This window comes from Anaerococcus vaginimassiliensis, from assembly GCF_900626155.1.
In the GTDB taxonomy this organism is placed as follows: Bacteria; Bacillota; Clostridia; order Tissierellales; family Peptoniphilaceae; genus Anaerococcus; species Anaerococcus vaginimassiliensis.
Window position 1 is genome coordinate 1,670,534 of record NZ_LR130844.1, and the last position, 21,290, is coordinate 1,691,823.

General features: G+C 34.0%; 21 protein-coding genes. 2 read left to right on the forward strand and 19 right to left on the reverse strand.

From position 1 onward, the window contains the following. Nucleotides 1-4: 4 nt before the first annotated feature. The 15 genes from E0D87_RS08215 to E0D87_RS08285 form a co-directional block, all read right to left on the reverse strand. Complete coding sequence (locus E0D87_RS08215; protein ID WP_068370075.1) at nucleotides 5-433, reverse strand: hypothetical protein; 429 nt, start codon at nucleotides 431-433, stop codon at nucleotides 5-7. A 92-nt stretch (nucleotides 434-525) separates the two neighbouring features. Then, nucleotides 526-1,872 (reverse strand): DEAD/DEAH box helicase, encoded by a 1,347-nt coding sequence (locus tag E0D87_RS08220; RefSeq protein WP_130820060.1) that lies wholly within the window; start codon nucleotides 1,870-1,872, stop codon nucleotides 526-528. Next, complete coding sequence (locus E0D87_RS08225) at nucleotides 1,873-2,154, reverse strand: VRR-NUC domain-containing protein (RefSeq protein ID WP_068370071.1); 282 nt, start codon at nucleotides 2,152-2,154, stop codon at nucleotides 1,873-1,875. Continuing rightward, entirely contained in the window at nucleotides 2,112-2,369 is a 258-nt protein-coding gene (locus E0D87_RS08230) for a sterile alpha motif-like domain-containing protein (protein ID WP_068370067.1), read from the reverse strand. Before E0D87_RS08230 ends, E0D87_RS08225 begins: the two co-directional genes overlap by 43 nt. A gap of 264 nt (nucleotides 2,370-2,633) precedes the next feature. After that, nucleotides 2,634-4,835, reverse strand: a complete 2,202-nt coding sequence (locus tag E0D87_RS08235) for a phage/plasmid primase, P4 family (protein ID WP_068370064.1) — start codon at nucleotides 4,833-4,835, stop codon at nucleotides 2,634-2,636. Further along, nucleotides 4,836-5,222 carry a DUF7768 domain-containing protein gene (locus tag E0D87_RS08240; RefSeq protein ID WP_068370061.1) on the reverse strand — a complete coding sequence of 129 codons (387 nt, stop codon included), beginning with the start codon at nucleotides 5,220-5,222 and terminating at the stop codon, nucleotides 4,836-4,838. Further along, nucleotides 5,215-5,415 carry a hypothetical protein gene (locus E0D87_RS08245; protein ID WP_009431911.1) on the reverse strand — a complete coding sequence of 67 codons (201 nt, stop codon included), beginning with the start codon at nucleotides 5,413-5,415 and terminating at the stop codon, nucleotides 5,215-5,217. Before E0D87_RS08245 ends, E0D87_RS08240 begins: the two co-directional genes overlap by 8 nt. Before the next feature lie 12 nt (nucleotides 5,416-5,427). Continuing rightward, entirely contained in the window at nucleotides 5,428-8,286 is a 2,859-nt protein-coding gene (locus tag E0D87_RS08250; protein WP_130820061.1) for a DNA polymerase, read from the reverse strand. Then, nucleotides 8,261-8,461: a hypothetical protein gene (locus E0D87_RS08255; protein WP_002834902.1), complete on the reverse strand. Its 201-nt coding sequence runs from the start codon at nucleotides 8,459-8,461 to the stop codon at nucleotides 8,261-8,263. The genes E0D87_RS08250 and E0D87_RS08255 overlap by 26 nt, the downstream gene beginning before the upstream one ends. Before the next feature lie 9 nt (nucleotides 8,462-8,470). After that, a complete protein-coding gene (locus E0D87_RS08260; RefSeq protein WP_094208053.1) occupies nucleotides 8,471-9,022 on the reverse strand; it encodes a DUF2815 family protein in 552 nt (183 codons plus the stop codon). Between the two features lies 1 nt (nucleotide 9,023). Beyond that, nucleotides 9,024-10,136, reverse strand: a complete 1,113-nt coding sequence (locus E0D87_RS08265; protein ID WP_094208052.1) for a DUF2800 domain-containing protein — start codon at nucleotides 10,134-10,136, stop codon at nucleotides 9,024-9,026. Beyond that, nucleotides 10,136-10,435, reverse strand: coding sequence for a hypothetical protein (locus E0D87_RS08270; protein WP_068370051.1), 300 nt, complete (start codon nucleotides 10,433-10,435; stop codon nucleotides 10,136-10,138). Before E0D87_RS08270 ends, E0D87_RS08265 begins: the two co-directional genes overlap by 1 nt. Further along, nucleotides 10,377-10,628: a hypothetical protein gene (locus tag E0D87_RS08275; protein WP_068370048.1), complete on the reverse strand. Its 252-nt coding sequence runs from the start codon at nucleotides 10,626-10,628 to the stop codon at nucleotides 10,377-10,379. The genes E0D87_RS08270 and E0D87_RS08275 overlap by 59 nt, the downstream gene beginning before the upstream one ends. Nucleotides 10,629-10,713: 85 nt before the next feature. Continuing rightward, on the reverse strand, nucleotides 10,714-11,301 hold the full coding sequence (locus E0D87_RS08280) for an RNA polymerase sigma factor (protein ID WP_068370045.1): 588 nt from the start codon (nucleotides 11,299-11,301) through the stop codon (nucleotides 10,714-10,716). 261 nt (nucleotides 11,302-11,562) lie between these two features. Then, nucleotides 11,563-11,787, reverse strand: coding sequence for a hypothetical protein (locus tag E0D87_RS08285; RefSeq protein ID WP_019117877.1), 225 nt, complete (start codon nucleotides 11,785-11,787; stop codon nucleotides 11,563-11,565). A 181-nt stretch (nucleotides 11,788-11,968) separates the two neighbouring features. On the opposite strand from E0D87_RS08285, the gene E0D87_RS08290 reads away from it, so the two are divergent. Continuing rightward, a complete protein-coding gene (locus tag E0D87_RS08290) occupies nucleotides 11,969-12,316 on the forward strand; it encodes a helix-turn-helix domain-containing protein (protein WP_165442736.1) in 348 nt (115 codons plus the stop codon). Beyond that, nucleotides 12,316-13,611, forward strand: coding sequence for a double zinc ribbon domain-containing protein (locus E0D87_RS08295; protein ID WP_068370039.1), 1,296 nt, complete (start codon nucleotides 12,316-12,318; stop codon nucleotides 13,609-13,611). Before E0D87_RS08290 ends, E0D87_RS08295 begins: the two co-directional genes overlap by 1 nt. Before the next feature lie 220 nt (nucleotides 13,612-13,831). Here the strand turns inward: E0D87_RS08295 and rlmD are convergent, their stop codons facing one another. Genes rlmD through E0D87_RS08315 form a run of 4 tightly spaced genes read right to left on the reverse strand, consistent with a single transcriptional unit; the run spans nucleotide 13,832 to nucleotide 21,281 of the window. After that, on the reverse strand, nucleotides 13,832-15,079 hold the full coding sequence (gene rlmD / locus E0D87_RS08300) for a 23S rRNA (uracil(1939)-C(5))-methyltransferase RlmD (protein WP_130820063.1): 1,248 nt from the start codon (nucleotides 15,077-15,079) through the stop codon (nucleotides 13,832-13,834). After that, on the reverse strand, nucleotides 15,079-16,851 hold the full coding sequence (gene pyk / locus E0D87_RS08305; protein ID WP_130820064.1) for a pyruvate kinase: 1,773 nt from the start codon (nucleotides 16,849-16,851) through the stop codon (nucleotides 15,079-15,081). Before pyk ends, rlmD begins: the two co-directional genes overlap by 1 nt. Before the next feature lie 8 nt (nucleotides 16,852-16,859). Further along, nucleotides 16,860-17,819 (reverse strand): 6-phosphofructokinase, encoded by a 960-nt coding sequence (pfkA, locus tag E0D87_RS08310; RefSeq protein WP_130820065.1) that lies wholly within the window; start codon nucleotides 17,817-17,819, stop codon nucleotides 16,860-16,862. Nucleotides 17,820-17,828: 9 nt separating this feature from the next. Further along, nucleotides 17,829-21,281, reverse strand: a complete 3,453-nt coding sequence (locus E0D87_RS08315; protein ID WP_130820066.1) for a DNA polymerase III subunit alpha — start codon at nucleotides 21,279-21,281, stop codon at nucleotides 17,829-17,831. Nucleotides 21,282-21,290: the final 9 nt, after the last annotated feature.

Genomic DNA, 21,290 nt, shown 5'->3' on the forward strand with positions numbered 1-21,290 from the left:
CATTCTATGACATTTCATGACAAGGTTTGATTAGATTTGAAGTTTCTTTTAACCCCAGATTGTGAAGCCTATGAATATGCCTAATATCGTAATTCATATCAACTGCTATCTTCTCCCAAGTCTCATAACAAAGATATCTTTTTTCAAGGATAACTTGAAGTTCCTTATTTTGAATCTGTTTGATTGTTCCAACCATCTCTGCTTTCAAGTCTACCAACTTATCTATATCCCTATTTATTTCTTCTTGGAGATCTACAATCTTTACGATAGTATCTTCAAGTTTTGATGTTCCTCTACTAAGGCTCTTAGGCATATCTGATAAAGTCGATGTAGCTTTTGTTGCTAGAGCGTTGAGTGATTCAACTTGCTCCAGCTTGCTATTAATTCTTTTGTCTAAATAAAAAGCTTGTTTTAAATATTCTTTTGCGTTCATTTCTTACCTCCATAAGTTTTGAGGTAAGTTCTCCATAGAACTCCTACTCGTATATTAAGCTTAGCAAATTTTGATAGTGACATTCTATAACATTAACTCTCTAGATTTGCTTTCACTGCATCAATAAGTGCAGCTTGTGTTTTGTTCTTATTTTCTAATGCTTTCATCACGTCTTCATCAATAGTTCCTTTTGCTAAGATATGATGAATCACAACTGTTTCTTTCTGCCCTTGCCTATAAAGTCTGGCATTGGTTTGTTCATAAAGTTCTAAGGACCAAGTAAGAGAAAACCAAATAAGGGTTGAACCTCCAGCTTGTAGGTTAAGTCCGTGACCGGCAGATGCTGGATGAATAATAGCTACAGGAATGTTGCCTTGATTCCATTCTTTAAAGTCCTCACTTGTTTTAAGTTCTCTCACATCAAATCTTTCTTTGATTCTTTTTAAATCTGACTTATACCAATAAGCTGTTAATACTGGTTTACCATTTGCGCCTTCTATTAAATCTTCCAAGGCATCAAGCTTTCTATCATGAATATGAATCATATTTTTATCTTCATCATAAACAGAACCTGACGCCATTTGAAGTAACTTATTAGAAAGTGCAGCAGCATTAACTGCATCTATATCTTTATCCTTAATACTAACAACCAAGTCTTTTTTTAAGGTCTCGTAGATATCTCTTTCTTTATCTGATAGATTTACAAAGACTTCATTGTTTATCTTCTCTGGCATTTTTAGATAGTCTTCAGCTTTCATAGAAACTGTGATATCTGATATCTTTTCATAGATTGCATCTTCAGCAAAAGGAAGTGGCTTATAGGAATAAATGATTGGTCCATTTCTCTTATCAGGTTTGAAATAGATTTCTCTGTACTGACCAATAAATCTTCCAAGTCTTTGACCCATATCAAGTAATCTAAACTCAGCCCATAAATCCATTAGACCGTTAGATGATGGAGTTCCAGTAAGACCAACTATTCTTTTTACCTTTGGTCTAACTTTCATTAATGCTCTAAACCTCTTTGACCTATGAGACTTAAAAGATGATAATTCGTCAATTACGATCATGTCGTAGTTGAATGGTAGTTCGCTTTTATTTATTAACCAGTCTATATTTTCCCTATTGATTAAATAAATATCTGCCTGCTTATTTAATGCTTTTATTCTTTCTTTTTCACTTCCTATTGCTACTGAATATTCTAAGATATCAAGGTGAGACCATTTTTCTACTTCTTCCTTCCAAGTGTCTCTGGCAACTCTTAGTGGTGCTATAATTAAAACTTTAGAAATTTCAAAAGAATCAAAGAGTAAATCTTTTATAGCTGTTAGGCTTATAACCGTCTTGCCGAGACCCATGTCAAGTAGAAGTGCTGATTCTTTATTTTCTTTTATAAATTCAGTAGCATAATTTTGATATTTATGTGGAATATATTCCAATTAGTCACCTCCGATTCTCTTCATTATTTCATCAATGTTTTCTTTTGAATCAAGAACATAAACCTTAAAACCTAAATCTTTAAATTGCCTTATTCTCTTTTTCTGAATTGGTCTTGGTTCTCCTCCAGGTCTTTTTGTTTCAACAAATCCGATTTTACCTTTAGGTAGAAGTATTATCCTGTCTGGTATTCCCGTCATTGAAGGGGATGTAAACTTAAGACATAGACCCTTGTTCTCTTTTACTCTTTTAACAAGGGAAGATTCAATCTCTTTCTCTCGCAATTTTCATACTCCTTCCACGCTTCTTCAAAAGTCATCATACAATCATAACAAGCACCCTGACTTTCTAAATAATTTTTAATCAGTCTTTTCCAGCCCTTAAATTTCCCTGTTTTATTTTTAGGAAAGTCTCTATCTTCCTTCATATCTCTTGCTAAATCTCCTCTTGGAGACTTTTCATTTAAGTGATTTTTCATCATGTAGTTATAGAAATTCATAAATCCTCCATTTTTCTAAAGTGTTGTATAGTGTAGCTTTATATAAACCTTTTACACGAGAGAATAAAAATAATATATAAAAGAAAGTAGGCTATAACTATTCACACCATACAAAATGCGTATATTAAGCCATTTAAGTGTTAAGTCAAGTGTAAATAGTCATGTCTTTTTGTAGTTTAGTGTATGCACTTTTCATTAATTAAGAAAAACTTTTTTCTATACAATCATCTTTATTTAGCCTATAAATGCTACACTAAGATGCATTTATAAAAAGTCGTCTTCCGACTCCATTAAATCATTGATGGTTATACCGCCCCATTCAATTCCCCTATTTGTCCTTTTCTTTTCATAACCTTCTGCTATAAGGGCTCGTGAAAAATCTCTATTGTTCCTAATGTATTCTCCATTTGAACCAGCCCACTCACGATAAACTTGATATAACCTTGCACTCATTTCTTTATAATTTGTTCCTTTTATGCATTTATCTGAAATAAAATGGTTTATCCAATCATTCTCTTCCTTATATAATCTTTTAGCATCATCTACAACATTACACTTTGGATATTTAAAGCCTGCATCTATATATTCTTTTGCTCCTTCAATCATCCACTGTAGAATTGCCCCACCTGCTTTTTCTAGAAGCTTATCTATATAGTCTGTCTTAGGATTTTTAATGGCAACAGAAAATGGAGCCACCACAATTCTTCTCCAGGTTCCTCGATCATTAGAACCCACCTTTGGTAGATGATTTGTATAGAGAATAGTAGAATGCGTTGGCGTAAATGAAAAGGGTGCATAGTATTTTCTTTCTGCTGAAATATCATCAACACTTGCTATCTGCTTTAACATAGAACTTGACAGTCTTTGACCCTCTTCTGTTTCAGAGGCTAGAATAAATCTCTTACCACATAACTCTGCAAGATCAACCTTCACATTCTTCGCTCTTGTTGTTAAAGACTCAGCTGGAATTTTACCTGCATAGTCTCCAAGAACGTGAGCCTCTGAATTAAAGACTGTAGACTTCCCATTTCCTCCATCTCCGTAAGCTATAAGGAGTGCTTCTTCATAAACATGACCTATTAATGTCGACCCTGCATGGAACTTTAAGAAATTAATAAACTCATCATCTCCACCAGTTACATCCCTTAAAGTAGCTATCCACATATCCATATTATCCTTACTTGGAGCTAGGGCAGTAATCTTCGTGCAATAGTAAGACGGGTCATGCTCTTTTATTTCACTTGTTTTTAAATCAATAACTCCAACAGGTGTATTTAAAATAAAAGCATCTGCATCAAGTTTTTCATTTTTAACTTCTAACAAAGACTTAGCTAGTTTTAATATTCCAGATACTTTTCCGTGGTCGTTCATTTTTTTAGCAAAATTGAGATAAGCTTTTGCAGTATTTACTTTTAATTTTGCTTGTGCCTTTTCTTCCTTATTTCCCATCATTTCAGCATCTGCTAATTCTTGATAGGTCTCTTTAAATTCAATGCTTGCATTTTCTAAAACTTTTTTGGCAGTCTCCATATAAAGACTCATTACTTTTAGCTCAGAATCTTCCCATTTCTTGCCCGTCCAATAAAGCCAGCCTTGAGATATGGTGTAGATAGCTTTATTTTTGTTGTGCTTAGTAAAGATTTCAGCCATTGCTATATCTGTAAGTTTCTCTGGCTTATATTCCTCATATCTTTCATTGTATTCTTCAGGTGGCACATAATCTTCACATGCTGATACTTTTTTATAGAACTTACAAGCTGACCTCCATATTTGTTCCAGTTCATCATCTGGAAGTGGTGGTGAACAAAGACTAGCTTTTTTATCAAATAGTTCTCTCGCCTCATCTGTATTTCCATATCGAATTAGAACCCTACCAGCAAAATGGTTCATAGTTGAATTTCTAGAGCCTTGCTGAATCAAGTCTTGAGAATTATCAAAATCCTCAAAGTCATCTTTTAGAATATCAGTTATATATTTCCTTCCCCTAACTATTTCAACGGCAGGATTCTTAACTCCAAAGAAAAACCTCGCTCCATCTAAAGCATTTCCATCAAAGAAAGTATAAGTCTCTGCCAATTTTTCTTTTAATTCTACATAGTCATCAAGATTTGTAATCTTAGGAATTGGAAAATATATGTGCATTCTTGGTCTTGCAGCTTTTCCATTTTTTTCTTTTCTATGGTTTCTGCTGTAAACTATGGCAAATTTAACTCCATCAAATATTCTCTTTAAGTCATTAGCTGAAATCCAATCATCTGGATTTTCTGAATGGTCATTGTCTATATCCATAGGGACACATTCTGACTCTATAAAATTATCATTGGATCGATAGGAATTTTTATACTTAGCCATTACATGGTCGAAACTCGCAGCTTTCTCAAAAGACCTTACATCTACTGCATTAACCTCATTTGGATAAACACAGTTTGACTCCACTCCTATTAAATTTGAGGTGTATATTTTCAATTAGGATACCTCCTTTATATAGCGAATCTTCATTTTTCTCTTCTCAGCAATCTTTATTTCTTCAGCCATTCCAGGACTTATCTTGTCACCAAAGACCCATACTTCTTCACATTTTCCAAGAAGGACATAATTAAAATGCATGGCAAGTCTTCTCTCACTTTCATCACTCATAAACTGAGGAAATAAAAGATGTGGTGCGATGGGAATATTTCCTTCATCTAAAGCATAGCGAGAATACTTCTGTGCCTTGATTACATTATTTTCTACATCTCCAGAAAATGGACTGCAGATATATACCAGGGGATAGTATCTCTTCTCTGCATTTTTAATTGTTTGATAAGGAGTGGGGTCCTTGCACCCACTCCCGTTGTATAGTTCCTTATTCATAAATATCCCTCATTGTTTCACTACAAGTATTACAGCAAACTTGGGTAGAAACTAAATCCCCCTCTTCCAATACTTCAACTAAATCGACTCGAACTTCTTTTCCGCACTTTGGACAGGTGCAAAATACATTCTCATCATTTATTTCAATGCTTACTTCCATGACATCATTTATTTTTTCTTTAACATAAAACATGAATAAACCTCCTTAGTCTTTCTTATAAAATTCACTTTCAAATCCATCTGCATCTAAGATAAGTCCAGGTGCCCAAATAGGAGCTATGGACATGATTTCATTTATCTCTTCGATACTAGATGAATCACTTTCTATTACAACTTCATCATGAATATGCATGACGATATTAAATCCTTTTTTCTCCAGTCTCATCATAGCTTCAGTTAAAATATCTCTGGCTATTGCTTGAACAATATTTTCTACAAACTTTCCTCCGTAAGATTCTATCTTGTCCCACTTATTTCCTACTACGATTCCTTCATAGACAATTGATTCTCCACCAAATCGATTCATCCCTATTTTTGCCTTTGGATAAGCTAGTCTTCTTTTTGAGGGTAGTTGTATAAAAAGAATGCCTTTTTCATAGCTAATAACTAGGCTCTTATATTCTTCTTTACTTCTAGTCTTTACAACTCTTTTTACGACTGAATCTATATCCCACCACAAGCTTACGATGTTAGGATTAGCCTCTCTCCAAGAATCGACTATTGATTGAAGTTCATCTTCAGATAAACCCATCTCAATACCACCCATTGCTTTAAGAGCACCTAAGGCTCCTTGGTAGCCACAGTTGTGAACTAATTTCCCTGATACGGTAAAACGGTTATTCTTTCCGGCATTTCGTATATCATAAAGTCTAGTCTTGCTTCTATACCTTTCCAATTTTTTCTTTTCTCGAATACAGCTAATTCTGCATCTTCTATAATTTCGTCTCGGCTTAATCCTTTTGAAAGTTTCCTTATAACAACACTTCGTGCATAAGGCCAGTATTTTTGATGAAATTCTGTTAATACAGTATTTCTCTTGTTCGAAGCATTCTCTATACGAGTCGCAAATCTTAAGTTGCCTCTTTCGTAATGCCCATTGTTGTCTATTCTGTCTATTTCTAGTTCTCTTTTTGGCAATCCAAATCTTTCTATTAAATAAAGACCTGCCTCTAGAATTGATGGAAACTTGAATTTTATTCCTCTTTCTCCATAGTTTTTGAACTCTGGATCTTTTGGGTTGGTACACCTTTGCTTTGCTGCTGTTAGCCTTCTGTCCAACCATCGTGGAATTTGTCTTGTCTGGGAGCAAGCTTGACATCCTTTTGACCTTCCTGTTGTTAAATTTCCCCTGTCTTGCCATTGAATGCTTCCACAGCCTTGACATCTTGTGAGGACATAACAAGAATTCCAGTTTTTCGCCCATCTTTTTTCTGGGCTTATAATCTTCACCCACCCGTATTGTTCTCCTACCATCTCCTGATTGTAGGAGATGTGCTCCGCTGGTGGCAGCTTCTCCAAATTGTATTGGCTTTTCTTGCCCCTCGATCCATACGATATGGTCTTTTGTTGCTCTAAGCCCATCATATTCAATCACTTCTCCTATCCCCTTATATATAACTCCATCATGTGAAACCCAGTTTTCTCCATCCCATAATTTATGAGCTTTTGTAAGTTTTTCTATAGGAACTAACCCCTTATCTGTAAGAACCAACTCGCCTTCAGCAATACAAGCTAACGTCGCTATCTTTCCTTTTTGTCTAAGATGACCATTAACTCCATGCTTTTCAACTGGAACGCCAAACATCCTCGATGCTGTTCTGCAATAGATATCTTCTCCATTTTTAAAGGCATCCAGTACCCATTGTTCCCCTGCAAGCCATGCAAGGACACGGGCCTCTATTGCTGAAAAGTCTGAAATAATAAACCTGGTGCCTTCTTTTGCTATAAAGGCTGTCCTTATTAGTTGGGATAAAATATCAGAGGGCGATTCATATAGAATCTCCATAGTTTCGTAATCTCTATTTTTTACAAGACTCCTAGCTAGTTCTAAATCTTTTAGATTATTTCTTCTTAAGTTTTGAACTTGAATAAGTCTGCCTGAATATCTGCCAGTTCTGTTTGCCCCATAAAATTGGATCAGACCTCTTGCTCGATTATCTTTTCCTTTTACATTTTTCATAGCATCGTATTTTCTTACTGAAGACTTAGATAATTCTTGTCTAAGTTCCAATACCTCTTTAATATTACCTTCAGCATTTTTAAGAGCAGACTCTACGTCTTTTTTAGCTAATGAATCTATCTCTAAGTCTTTATTATTTAGCCATTCTTTTAGTTGTAAGGGAGAATTTGGATTTTCAAGACCAGTTAGTTCTATGGCTCTGTCCATATTCTCTTCTCGTAATATTTCATCAAATTTAATAGCTGAATCAACTAAAACTTCATCAATCAAAATCCCTCTATCATTGATGTTCTGGTCTGTCCAGTAGTTTTCCCATTCTGAATGAGGCATAGAGAATGCTGATAATTTTTTCTTAATCGCCATTTCTGTTTCCACATCTCTTCGGTTATATTCCTTAAAGGTAGACCACTTTTCTAAATCGTGATGTGGTAGATTTCTTTCCCTCATACCATTTGTCTTAGTTGGTTTACATGGAATAGAAAAATATCTTATAAGAGCCTTGCCTTCATTCATCTTTTGCTTATCTAGTTTTAAAACCTCTCCTACTTTTTCAAGCGATAGAGGTAGACCAAGATAGGCTGACCAAATCATAGTGCAGTACCAACCTTGAGGTTTTAATCTCTCTCCAAGAAATTTTGATAAACACACCCTTTCAAAATTTGCATTAAAGACCCACTTTTCTATACTTTCATCACTAAGTGCTGCTAATATTTCTTCAGGAATAATCTCTCCACTTGCCAAATCTATGACCTTAACTTCTCCATCATCTATAGAATAGGCAAAAAGGAGGATTTCAAAATCCTCACTCTCGGCATATTTGTATACACCACTTTTGCCTAAATCAACTGAAGAATAGGTCTCAAGATCTATGGACAATTTCTTCATAGCTATCACTAAGCTTTGTTAATTCTGCTAAATTATTTTTTCTATCTTCTTTTATTTGTTTTTCTATTTTTCTGATATCTCTATCTAGTTCTTTTAGTTGAGCTTGTAAAAATCCAAGCTTATACCATAAAAAGGACCAAATAGCTAAAACTATTGCTGTAATTAAATAGTCCATTTCTACCTCCTATGCTAAGAAATCTTCGTCATCATCGTCCATAGCATCGAAGTCATCTGCTGCATTAGACCTATTTCCTAGAGGTTGACCATCTCTTAGCTTTTGAATATTTCCAAGCCCAACCGCTACGCCCTTATTGCCATTTACATTGTAGGCATAGAAGTTAAGGGATACCCTTGCATAAACCCCTGAGTAGACTTCACTTCTATCAAGAATAGGTTCTACATTTCTATCTACAATTTGAGGTGCTGTCATAGAGTTGGCATTTAAGAAATATGCATCAGCATATGCTTTATCATCTTTTTCTGTGTCACCATCTCTTAATGGAAGTTTGATAGCTTTCTTATTAGGTTTTTTCCCATTGAATTTAGAAAGTCCTTCATCAATAGCAGCATCTACTGCCTTTTCAATCTTCTCAATTGTCTTTTGGTCGCTCTTTGGGATAATGACAGATACTGAGTATCTTTCTTTACCACCATTGATTGACTTTGGTTCCCAGACATTTGCATAAGATAATCTAACCTCACCTGTAATTACTTTTGTTTTATTTATATTTGACATATTATTTACCTCCGAATTCTTCTTTAACATTGTCAATTTTTACTTCCTCTCGTTTGTCTCTAATGCTTACTAAGGTTAACTTTCCTTTTGGTTTTTCTAATAAGTCGGTGATATTTTCATCAAAGACTTTCTTACCTAGTAACTTAGTCATAGCTGTGATGCCAAGTAACTTCTCTTCAAAGGGGTTAAATCCCAGTTCTTTTACTTTGTTTATAACTTCATCTTCATCTCGGTATTTCCTATTAGACCTACCTTCGACAAGTTTTAGGTCCTTCCATCTATGGCCCTTCATTGCTTTTTCTAAAGCGTAAGCCTTGATATCTTTGACCCATTGTTCCAGTTCGTCTAATCTTGGTAGGATTTCTTCAATTTCATCGTCAGATAGTTCTGGTGGTAGGGTAAATTCCTCTTGTGCCAGTTTTAGGTTTTCTTCCGCTCTTTTCCTGCATTTATTCTTAGCTTTGCAGAAGATACACCATTCTCCACAAGAGAATTCTCCTTCGCCTATATATGCTTTCTCAGCAATCTCTCGTATGGTTTCTCCCCACTCATAAAGTTCTATCTTCTTGATTTCATAAGTTGAGATATTGCATCTTCTTGGTTGATAGATATGAAGAACTACTTTCTCGATATCATAAATTCCATCGAAGAGAGTCAAAGCACCAAGTCCATATAACATGAGTTGTGAATTCTCTTTAGCATCTACTAAAACTCCCTGACCATACTTTAGATCTATTACATGAAGTTCTTTTTCTCCAACAACTACACAGTCAGCAGTTCCAAAGGACTCCTTAACATATTCTGAAAGGTCAAGCCTTTCTTCAACAAAGACGGCTGAGCTTTCGTATCTACTTATTACTTCTGTTACATATGATGCATATCCTTCGGTTAACTCATCCATTTCTTCATCATAAAAATCCAAATCATCAGTAGGATCTTTAACATCTATGCCTAATAAATTCTTTAGTTTATATTCTGCTAGGGCATGAGCTGAGGTGCCTTCAAGTGCATAAGGACTAACCTCATCCTCATATTTTTGAGAAAGCCTAACGCTTGGTGGACAGTGAATCCATCTATTAGAAGATGATGCTGATAAAATAGCATGAGCACTCATTACAACTTCTCCACATCTGCTACCAAGTCTTTATAGTTACTTGGATCAATCTCAGATAATTTTTTAGCCCCATACTTTTCTAAGAGTTCTCTTATCTTTGCTGTATGACCTAATCTTGATTTGTCGGCTAGTATCTTTCTAACATCTTCAATCTCATAAATCTTTTCGTTCTGATTTACTTTTTCTTCCTTTTTAGGAACTTCCTCATTACTTTCTAAAGCTGTGAGAAGGACACCTATACTAGATGCAAGATTCTCTGCATCTTCTTTGATTTCCATTAGTAGCTTTATTCTTGACACTTTTTTCTCCTTTCTCGATTTCTCTAACATCCACTGAATCAACTGTCATCCCAGGGTCTAATAGATAAATTTGTCTGTAGCCTCCAAACAAAAATTTTATTAATCTGTTTGGAATTTTTCCGACTGCACCTTTAAGGACATTTGTCTTTTGTCCTTTCTCATTTGTTACATTGATGATTATTTTGTGCCTCATGTTTGCCTCCTTTCTGAAAGGGTCATCTCCCTTACAAATCACAGGCAAAGAAAAAGGACGAGTTTTTAACCTCGTCCTAAAATATTTAAAAATTATTTTTGATTGTTTCTTTTGCCTTATCCAAATGTTTCTTAACCGCAGCTGAAGATATATTCATTAAATCTGCAATTTCTGACTGCTTGTATCCATCCACAAACATCAACTTGATTACTAATCGCTGTTTATCCGTTAATAAAGAAAGTACATCTTCCATATGCTCCGACCATTCAAATTCTTCATTCATGTCTTTGGATTTAATAGTTGCTATTAATCTTTTATCGGGATCAATATCCCCATCGTTATCGAAATCAAGAGATAAGTTATAGTTCCTTGGGAATCTTTCCTCTACTTCTCCTTTTAACAAATCCTCATTAGGTTCGTATCCATGACTCTTTTTAAAGTCGCTTATAAATTCTTGTTTCCACGCATCTATTTCAGCTTTCTCTTCTTTAGTTCGTTCAGGTCTTAGATTCTTGTTGTTATAGTAAACTTCACTGTCGTCTAAAGCATGTAGTTTTTTGATGTCCACTTCTGTTATCCCATCTTTTCCTGGTTTTAGTTCCACTTTTGTTTCATCTGCAAACCTATAAACATACGTGGTTCTTTCGTCCGATCTAGTCTTTCTAATTTTCAAAATATTCCTCGCTTTCTTGCCCGATAGCAAGGAGCGAGAAATACAAATTTTACCTACAGTTTATGGAGCATAGTTGTCTTTCACCTAAAAAAGGCTATAAGAAACTAGAGGTACTCCATATACTTCTTTCAAAATTGATTGAAATTAGTTTATATGTGTATCTCACGCCCTTATAGCTAATCAGGCTTGATATAATTTGTAATAAAAAAAGCCTAATTCATCCGTTAAGATAAATTAGGCCGTCTTGCAGCTCTTAAAAATTTATGCTGATTTTTTGTAACTCTTTATGTCGTACTCTGTTTTATCTATTCTTTTAACTAAGGTGATACATCCACCTCTAGCTAGTTCAATACTTTGTCCGACTTCAAGTCTAACTTTAATTTCTTGTTTTTTATAGATATTTTGTAATATCCCAGTTTCTGCTTCAATTTTACAAATAAGTTTATTATTTGCATCTTTTACTTCTTGAATTTCTTTAATAGGCATCTTCCTTTCTTTATATTTTAGCTTGTGATAAAATAACTTCTTTCTTGTTGTTGATTTAATGGAACGCTCAACTTAAAAAAATATAGAAGTTATCTCGTTCCATCTATTCAACATAAATTATACCACATGTGTTGATTGCATGCAACACTTGTGCTATAATATTATTATAAGGAGGAAGTTTATGAAAGACACTTTGGGAAAGGTTATATCCAATAGACGTGAAGATCTAGGCATCTCTCAGCGTGAATTGGCAAAAAAAGTAAAAATTAGTAATTCTACTGTTTCGAGAATTGAAAACGACGATAAAATAACTCCAGATAATAACACTCTTAAGGCTATATCTGAAGTTCTACAAATCGACTATAACTATCTGCTTGCCTTAAATAAGCAAATAGATGATGAACCAGAAATTCGTATTATTCAGAGAGCAGCAAGAAACATGGATCAAGGAAAAAAAGAAGAGATGTTAAAGGTATTAAAGAAGCATTTTGAAGAAGAATTTGGCAGTGCAGATGGAGATATGCAATAGTGAGGTATACTCCAGATTATAAGATTTCCCTAGAGAAATCATATGAATTATTGGAAGATGCCGATATCTCTGAAATTCCTGTTGATTTAAATAAAATTATTGATTGCTTTAGCAATGAAATCAGTGTAAAAACTTACTCTGAATATATGAATGATGCTAACTGTTCTTTACAAGATGTGATTGATTTTTTCGATAGTAATTTAGGCGCCTGTAGTTATAGACCCGATACAAATAAGTATATTATTTATTATAATGACGTGGATAAAACTGAAAACTGGATTAGATTTACCATAGCTCATGAACTAGGACATATTTTTATTGGCCATCACCAAATGTATGGTGTTGATGTTCTGTCCAGAAAAGGTGTTAGTAAGAATAAATACGAAGAACTTGAAAAAGAAGCAAATAATTTTGCTAGAAATCTATTATCACCAGCACCTCTTGCTGAACAAGTTGTTGTGTTTGAAAAAAAGAAAAATCCTAGCACACTATCGGATTTATTTAGCATAACAGTCCGAGCTGCTGAAGTTAGATTACAATATATTTCAAGAGACTTAAGAGATTTTTCTAATTCTATGCTTTCTTTTTTTAAAAACACATTTAATCCTCTCAGTATATATTGCCCTGAATGCGGAATGGAACATGAAAAAGAAGCAGACTATTGTGTTAATTGTGGTTCCAAGTCTTTGGCCTTTGGTTTTAAATATCAACCTTTAACTGATGGTATAGATTCTACTAAATATGATACGTGTATTATTTGTGGTTATAGAAACTCTAATCGCAATGCAAAATTCTGTCCAATTTGTGGAGTTCCCATATCTAACACTTGTTCAAATAATAAGGATCACAATGTTAAATTAACCGATTATTACTGCTCAACGTGTGGAAGCACTACTACAATGAAAGACCATATAAAAGAAAATAACCAGGAAAGAGGTGAGATAGATATGATTTATGATGATGGTGTAGAATTTGATGAATCAACAATGAAAGTAAAAATTTGTCCTAAATGCGGAAATGAAGAATTTAGTGATAATGCATTGTTTTGCAAAATATGTGGAACTAACTTATATAATGATTGTGAAGGAATTCATACTCAGAATTTTAATGGTTTTGATGATATTGTTGAAATACATCATAACCCAAGTAATGCCAGATACTGCGAAACTTGTGGGGCTAAAACAATATTTTTTATAGATGGAATCTTATGCGACCACAGTGAATACAATAAAAATTTTACTGATGATTCTAATTCAGGATTTGATTTTCCAAGTGATGACCAGCTTCCTTTCTAACTAAAAGAACTAGCCTATTTATTTTTGGCTAGCTCTTTTTTTATATTTTATATGTCTATTCTGTCCACTCTCCTATAAATATCTATTCTGTCTACACACCCCTAAGATTTTTACTATTAATATATTCCCACAAGGTGTTTTTCTAATAGAGAAATGGCTTTTAGGATTTCTTCTAAAACCCCAAAAGCCATTGATTTCAACAGTCTTATATCCTGTTATCTTATTTTCTTGACATCAATACTACAGTCTCCACGTGCATTGTTTGAGGGAACATATCTACTGCTTTTATTTTTTCTAATTTGTACCCTCTATCCATAAATCGTTTGATGTCTCTTGCTAAGGTTTGTGGGTTACATGAGATGTAGATTATATTTTCTATTTTAGTTTTTGTTAGGGTTTTTATAATTTCTTTATCTAGGCCTGCTCTAGGTGGGTCTACTGTTACTGCTTTTATTTTTTCTTTTTTTATAAATTTTTGATCTATGTATTTGGCGTTTTTTGCTATAAATTTATAATCCTTGAGATTATTGGCTATGGCGTTTTGTTTTGCATCTTCTATAGCTGATTTGTTTATTTCTATGCCAACTATATGATCATCATTTAGGGCAATAGATGATATACCCGATCCGCAAAATAGGTCTAAAAGTTTCTTATCCTTTTCTAAATATTTCCTAGCAGAATCATAGAGATTTTCTATTTGGTAGTCATTTACTTGGTAGAAGTCATACTTTGATACTTTAAATATTTTATCTTTAAGTTTAAAATTCAGGTAATTATTTCCTATAGTCATGATTTTTCTACCATTTATTAAGTTAATGTTATAAGTTTGGTTGGGATATTGTTCTTTTAAATAGTTATATAATTTCTCTTCATCATTGGTGTAAATATTTAGTAGAATTTCCTTGCCATTACTTCTAATGCTTATTTCTCTTATTATTCTCCCTAGATTTTTTGTTATATCTTCAGTTAATTTCCTTATGTTCGGAAGATTTTTTCTAATGTGATTGTTAGCAAGAAGGCAGTCATTTATTGCTACCAAATCATTTGAGGATTTTTTATTATAAGCAAGTCTTCCTTTTTCATCTACTTGGAGTCTTATTTTATTTCTGTATCCTAATTTTTCACTCGGAAGTATTTCGATATATTCAATATTTATTCCACAAGTTTTCTTTAGTGCGTTTTTTATTAAGTTTTCTTTTAATTTTATTTGTGTATTGTAATTTGTATCCATAATAGTACAACCCCCACATTCATAAAAATATGGACATGGAGGTTGTGTAAAATGACAGCTTTGTTGAGTTGTTTTAAGCTTTTTTGCTTCTATGAAGTTTTTCTTTTCATTTATTATTTCAATGTCACAAGTTTCACCAAAACTTGCTCCTTCTATGAAATATACTTTTGAATCAGCTTTCCCAACTCCTCTGCCATCTTGTAGGATATCAATTACCTTAATATCTTTTATGATCATTAGATAACTTTTGTTTCTCCCTTGTATATAACTCCGCCTATTGGATCTACTGTTATTGTTTCACCTTCTTCTACTAGGTTAATTACATTTACAGCACCAACTACAGCTGGAATTCCAAAGTGTACAGCAGCTACTGCTGTGTGACTTGTTAATCCACCTGTTTCTGTTACAACGGCAGATGCTTTTTCTAGATATTCTGTTATATCTGCATCTGTGAATTTAGCAACGATTATGTCGCCTTCTTCAAATTTTCCTTCCAATTCTTTCTTTGTTGAGCCTATTACTACTTTTCCAGATACGGATTTGCTACCAATTCCTGTACCACTTGTCAAAATATCACCTATAACATGTACTTTTATAAGGTTACTTGTTCCTGATACTCCAAGTGGAATACCTGCAGTTACAACTGTTAGGTCACCTTCTTTTACATATTCTTCAGAAAGTGCTCCAACTATTGCTCTTTCGATAAGCTCATCAGTTTCCTTAGCTTCTTGTATTACTATTGGATATACTCCCCATACAATTGATAGTTGTCTAGCTACTCTATCAGATATAGTTGCTGCTATTATATTTGTTTTTGGTTTAAATTTAGAAATTACTCTGGATGTGTTACCACTTGCTGTACAAGAAATAATTGCTTGTGCATTAAGCTCTTCTGCTATATTTTTTGTAGATTTTGCAATGGAGTTTGTTGTTGTATTTGCTGATTTAATTTTAACATCGTAAATATTTTGATAGAAGTCATCAGATAGCTCTGTTGTTACACAGATATTTCTCATTGTTTTTACTGCTTCTATTGGATATTTACCACCAGCTGTTTCTCCTGAAAGCATAACACAGTCAGTACCATCTATAATAGCGTTAGCTACGTCTGTTGTCTCAGCTCTAGTAGGTCTTGGGTTTCTAATCATTGAATCTAGCATTTGAGTAGCTGTGATTACAGGTTTTGCTGCATCATTACATTTTCTGATGATTTCTTTTTGAACTAGTGGAATTAACTCAGTTCTAATTTCTACACCAAGGTCTCCTCTAGCAACCATTATTCCATCACTTGCCTCGATTATTTCGTCAAGATTGTCTACTCCCTCTTGAGATTCGATTTTTGAAATAATCTTTATGTGCTCTCCGCCGTGGTCTTCTAAGACTTTTCTAATATCATATACGTCTTCTTTTTTACGAACGAAAGAGGCAGCAATTATATCAATATCATTTTCAATACCAAATTTTATATCGTCAACATCCTTTGGAGTAATAGCTGGAAGGTTTGTTTTTGATCCTGGTAGGTTAACTCCCTTGTGATCTGATAGAATTCCGTTGTTTAATGCTTTACAAACAACATCTGTACCATCTTTTATTTCTATTACTTCAAGTTGAACCAAACCATCATCTATATATATTTCACTACCAACAGATACATCATATGGGAGTCCATCATAAGAAACAGATACTATAGATTGATCTCCTTCAACATCTCTTGTTGTTAATGTGAAGATATCATCTGGCTTTAGGAATATCTCGTCAACTTTAAAATTACCTGTTCTTATTTCTGGTCCCTTTGTATCTAGCATTATAGCTACTGGTACGTTAAGTTTTCTTCTAATTCTTCTAATTGTTTTGATTTTTGCTAGATGTTCCTCATGAGTACCGTGAGAGAAGTTAAGTCTTGCAACGTTCATTCCGTTGTTAATTAACTGTTCAAGTATCTCAGGATTTTCACTAGCAGGTCCAATTGTGCAAACTATTTTTGTCTTTTTTAAAATATCAGGTTTCATTATTACTCCTATCTTGATAAAGAATTCGCAAGCTCATATAATTTTTCATCAAATTCTGATTTCTTGCTTGTTGCTTCGTCTATACTAACTTCAATTATTTGGCCGTCGACATATCCTATTGCAAGGTTTGTCTGTTCTTCTTGAAGAAGTCTAACGGCTCTAGATCCCATGGAAGAACCAAGAAGTCTATCAACAGCTGATGGTGAACCACCTCTTTGGACATGGCCCAAAATGGTAACTTTTGTTTCTATACCAGTTTTTTCTTCAACCTCTTTTGCTAATGAATATGGATCTCCAACTCCCTCTGCCAAAGTAATTAGATGGTGAAGCTTACCTCTCTTCCTACCATGTTCCATCTTATCAATTATCTCTTGGATTGAGAAATTATGTTCTGGAACTATGATAGATTCAGCCCCTCCTGCAAGGCCAGAATAAAGTGCAAGGTCTCCACAATGACGACCCATTACTTCTATAACTACAGCTCTACCATGTGAACTTGAGGTATCTCTTAGCTTACCAATTGCATCTGTCACAGTTTCAATAGCTGTGAAAAATCCAATCGTAAAATCAGTATAGCCCATATCGTTATCAATTGTTCCTGGAATTCCTATTGTCTTAATTCCTAAATCAGATAGGGCTTTCGCTCCTTTAAAGGAACCATCTCCACCTATTACTATAAGTCCCTCAATACCATAATCGCTGAGTATTTGGGCACCTCTTTTTTGTCCTTCTGGTGTTTCAAACTCTAAGCTTCTTGCAGTACCTAAGATAGTACCGCCCTTGTGGATAATATCAGCTACTGATGAAACATTCATTTCATAAATGTCTCCTTGCATCAGTCCATCATATCCATTCCTAATACCTTTGATACGCATACCACAGTTCAAAGCTGTTCTAACAGCAGCTCTAATTGCGGAGTTCATACCTGGAGCATCTCCTCCACTTGTTAGTATTCCTATAGTTTTCATAACAACTCCTTAATTGATCTTAACATTTTCTTTTCCTAAAAACTCTTCTAATACTTTAATGTTTTTTTCATTAATATCAAACCACAATCTCTTATCAAGCTTAACTGATTTGTTTTTATCTTCAAAATAAATTATAACTGGTGTATTACCCTTATGCTGTAGTAGAAGGTCTTTAATATCATTATACCTTAAGAACTGGGTTTTTAAGTATAAAGTTTTTAGATTTATCTTTTCAAAATCGACAAACTCTGATGTAATTAATTTTACATCCCTTTCATCTGTTTGTAAATTGCCGCGCACAAGCACTGTGCTATCCTCATCTAGTAGCGTCCTGTATTTCTTGTATGTTTCAGGAAATATTACAATCTCAATAGTTCCATACATATCTTCAAGACTTGCAAAGCTCATGAGTTGGCCCTTTTTAGTCATGATTTCCGACTTTTCAGTTATGACTCCTGCCATAGTCACAAACTTTCTATCCAATCTTTGGATTTGTATATCGTTCATGTTATCTTTATAGTCAGTAGAAAAATTAACTTCTTTATCTAAAACATCCTTATACTCAGACAAAGGATGATCTGAAATGTAAAAACCTAATACCTCTTTTTCAAGTTTTAGCTTGTTTTTTTTATTATATTCTTTGATATTATCGTACTTCGTCTTAGTTTTTTTCTCTTTATTCTCAGTAAAGCCGCCAAACATATCAATTTGACCTTTGACATTAACTTTCCTATTTTCATGGACTGCATCCATCGCCTTCTCATAATGAGCCATCAATGACGCTCTATTATGACCAAGGCTATCAAAAGCGCCTGCTTTTATAAGAGACTCAACTGCTTTTTTGTTTAAACTCCTTGAGTCAAACTCATATATTCTTTGCAAGAAATCATCAAAATCTATAAAATAACCGTCTTTTTTTCTAGAAGCTACGATTGATTTTATAGTATTTACTCCAACATTCTTAATCCCTGATAGTCCGAATATAATTTTCCCTTCTTCTACTGTAAATTCTGCAAGGGATTTGTTTACATCTGGAGGCAAAACTTCAATTCCAAGGCTCTTACTTTCATTTACATATAAATAAAGTTTAGAAGAAGAATCCATTACTGAAGATATCAAATTTGCCATATATTCTTCTGGATAATAGTGTTTTAGATATGCAGTTTGAACGGCCACAAGAGAATAAGCTGCTGAGTGAGATTTATTGAAAGCATATTTGGCAAAGGAAATCATCTCATCATATATTTGGTTAGCTGCCTTTTCGTTGACACCATTTCTTATACATCCAGGAATTTCAACATTTCCATTATCATCTACTTTCCCATGGATAAATATATCCCTATTTGCTTCCATTACGCTCATCTTTTTCTTAGACATGGCGCGCCTTAAGTTGTCTGCTTCTCCTAAAGAGTAGCCTGCAAGCTGTTGAACTATCTGCATCACCTGTTCTTGATAAACTATAATTCCATATGTTACATCTAAAATAGGTTTTAGTGCTGGATCTATAAATTTGACGTCTTTAGGGTTGTTTTTGTTGTGGATATAATTAGGAATTTCATCCATAGGTCCTGGTCTAAAAAGCGAGTTTGCCGCTATTAGATCATCAAAAACTGTAGGCTTCAAGTTTTTAAGGAAGTTTCTCATACCGGGCGATTCAAACTGAAATATACCGATAGTCTTTGCCTTATTAAACTGATCTATGACATTTTTATCATTTACGTCAATTTTTGAAAGATCTACTTCTACACCTCGATTTTTCCTAACATCCTTTATAGTGTTTTTTATTACAGTCAAGTTTCTTAGACCTAGAAAGTCCATCTTCAGTAGACCTAGTTCTTCAATTTCTGTCATGTCGTATTGGGTTACAACTAGGTCATTTGAGACAGCTAAGGGAATGATATCTGTGAGTGGATCTTTAGATATTACCACACCCGCTGCATGGATAGAAGTGTGCCTTGGAAGCCCCTCGACTTTTCTTGCTGTATCAATTAGTCTCTTAGATTCTACATCTGAATCATACATTTCCTTAAATTTAGGAGAAGCATCAAAGGCCTTATCTATTGTCATACCTATTGTTGTTGGTATCAATTTAGCTATTTTATCAACCTTTGCATAACTAATATCAAGAACCCTACCAACATCTCTAATGGCATTTCTCGCTTGCATTCTACCAAATGTTACAATTTGAGAAACGTGATCTCTGCCATACAAGTCATTTACATAATCTACAACCTTGTCACGTAGAACATAATCAAAGTCTATATCTATATCTGGCATAGAAACTCTCTCAGGATTTAGGAATCTCTCAAAGAGAAGATCATACTTGATAGGGTCAATCTGAGTAATATCTAAAGCATAAGAGACTATTGATCCCGCAGCTGATCCTCTACCTGGTCCTACTGCTATATCATGGTCTCTAGCATATCTTACGAAGTCCCACACAATTAGGAAATAATCTACATATCCCATATTGTGTATGATATTTATTTCCATCTCAGATCTTTTTCTTATATCTTCCGTGATTACTCCATATTTTTGAACTAATCCTTGGTCGACTAACTTTTTAAGGTATTGAAGATTAGTATGTCCTTCTTCTACTTTGCTAAAATATGGAAGGTGGGGTTCGTGGAAAGTAAAGCTAACATTACACATATCAGAAATTACTTGAGTATTTTCTATAGCATCCTCATAGCTACTAAAGAGCTCATTCATCTCATCATAACTTTTAAGATAAAACTCATTTGAAGGCATTTTCATCCTGTCTTCATCTTTTACAAGTTTGCCTGTTTGGATACACTGAAGGACGTCTTGATAATAGGCGTCTTCTTTATTTACATAATGAAGATCATTTGTAGCAACCAAAGGTATGTCAAGGTCTCTATGTATCTTATCAAGTCCCCTATTAACTGTGTTTTGCTCTTTTATTCCGTGATTTTGAAGCTCTAGGAAATAATTACCCTTGCCAAAGGTGCTTTCATATTTTATTGCAGTTTCTTTGGCAGCCTCATAATCTCCTTCTATAAGTCTTTGGCTAACTTCTCCATTGAGGCAAGCTGACAGAGCAACTAAATTATTTGCGTGTTTTTTAATATAATCAAAAGAAACTCTTGGTTTATAATAAAATCCGTTAACATAAGCTTCTGATACAATTTTAATAAGATTCTTATAGCCATCGTTATTTTTTGCTAGTAGTATCAAGTGATAGTACCTTCTGTTGTTAGGTTCTTTTATAGTATGATCATTTTCACTTACATAAACCTCACAACCTATAATTGGCTTTATTCCTCTAGCTACCGCTTGCTTATAAAATTCTATTGCACCATACATCTCGCCGTGATCTGTAATGGCTATAGAATTCATGCCGAGTTCCTTGCACTTATCTAATAATACATTGATTCTTGAAAATCCATCAAGGAGGGAGTATTCAGTATGAACGTGTAAGTGAGTAAATTTCTCTTTCATATAATCTCC

Coding starts and splice junctions, on each gene's coding strand:
- E0D87_RS08215 (WP_068370075.1), bottom strand. CDS start 433: ATGAACGCAAAAGAATATTTAAAACAAGCTTTTTATTTAGACAAAAGA.
- E0D87_RS08230 (WP_068370067.1), bottom strand. CDS start 2,369: ATGAATTTCTATAACTACATGATGAAAAATCACTTAAATGAAAAGTCT.
- E0D87_RS08240 (WP_068370061.1), bottom strand. CDS start 5,222: ATGAATAAGGAACTATACAACGGGAGTGGGTGCAAGGACCCCACTCCT.
- E0D87_RS08245 (WP_009431911.1), bottom strand. CDS start 5,415: ATGTTTTATGTTAAAGAAAAAATAAATGATGTCATGGAAGTAAGCATT.
- E0D87_RS08250 (WP_130820061.1), bottom strand. CDS start 8,286: ATGAAGAAATTGTCCATAGATCTTGAGACCTATTCTTCAGTTGATTTA.
- E0D87_RS08255 (WP_002834902.1), bottom strand. CDS start 8,461: ATGGACTATTTAATTACAGCAATAGTTTTAGCTATTTGGTCCTTTTTA.
- E0D87_RS08260 (WP_094208053.1), bottom strand. CDS start 9,022: ATGTCAAATATAAATAAAACAAAAGTAATTACAGGTGAGGTTAGATTA.
- E0D87_RS08265 (WP_094208052.1), bottom strand. CDS start 10,136: ATGAGTGCTCATGCTATTTTATCAGCATCATCTTCTAATAGATGGATT.
- E0D87_RS08275 (WP_068370048.1), bottom strand. CDS start 10,628: ATGAGGCACAAAATAATCATCAATGTAACAAATGAGAAAGGACAAAAG.
- E0D87_RS08285 (WP_019117877.1), bottom strand. CDS start 11,787: ATGCCTATTAAAGAAATTCAAGAAGTAAAAGATGCAAATAATAAACTT.
- E0D87_RS08290 (WP_165442736.1), top strand. CDS start 11,969: ATGAAAGACACTTTGGGAAAGGTTATATCCAATAGACGTGAAGATCTA.
- rlmD (WP_130820063.1), bottom strand. CDS start 15,079: ATGATCATAAAAGATATTAAGGTAATTGATATCCTACAAGATGGCAGA.
- pyk (WP_130820064.1), bottom strand. CDS start 16,851: ATGAAACCTGATATTTTAAAAAAGACAAAAATAGTTTGCACAATTGGA.
- pfkA (WP_130820065.1), bottom strand. CDS start 17,819: ATGAAAACTATAGGAATACTAACAAGTGGAGGAGATGCTCCAGGTATG.
- E0D87_RS08315 (WP_130820066.1), bottom strand. CDS start 21,281: ATGAAAGAGAAATTTACTCACTTACACGTTCATACTGAATACTCCCTC.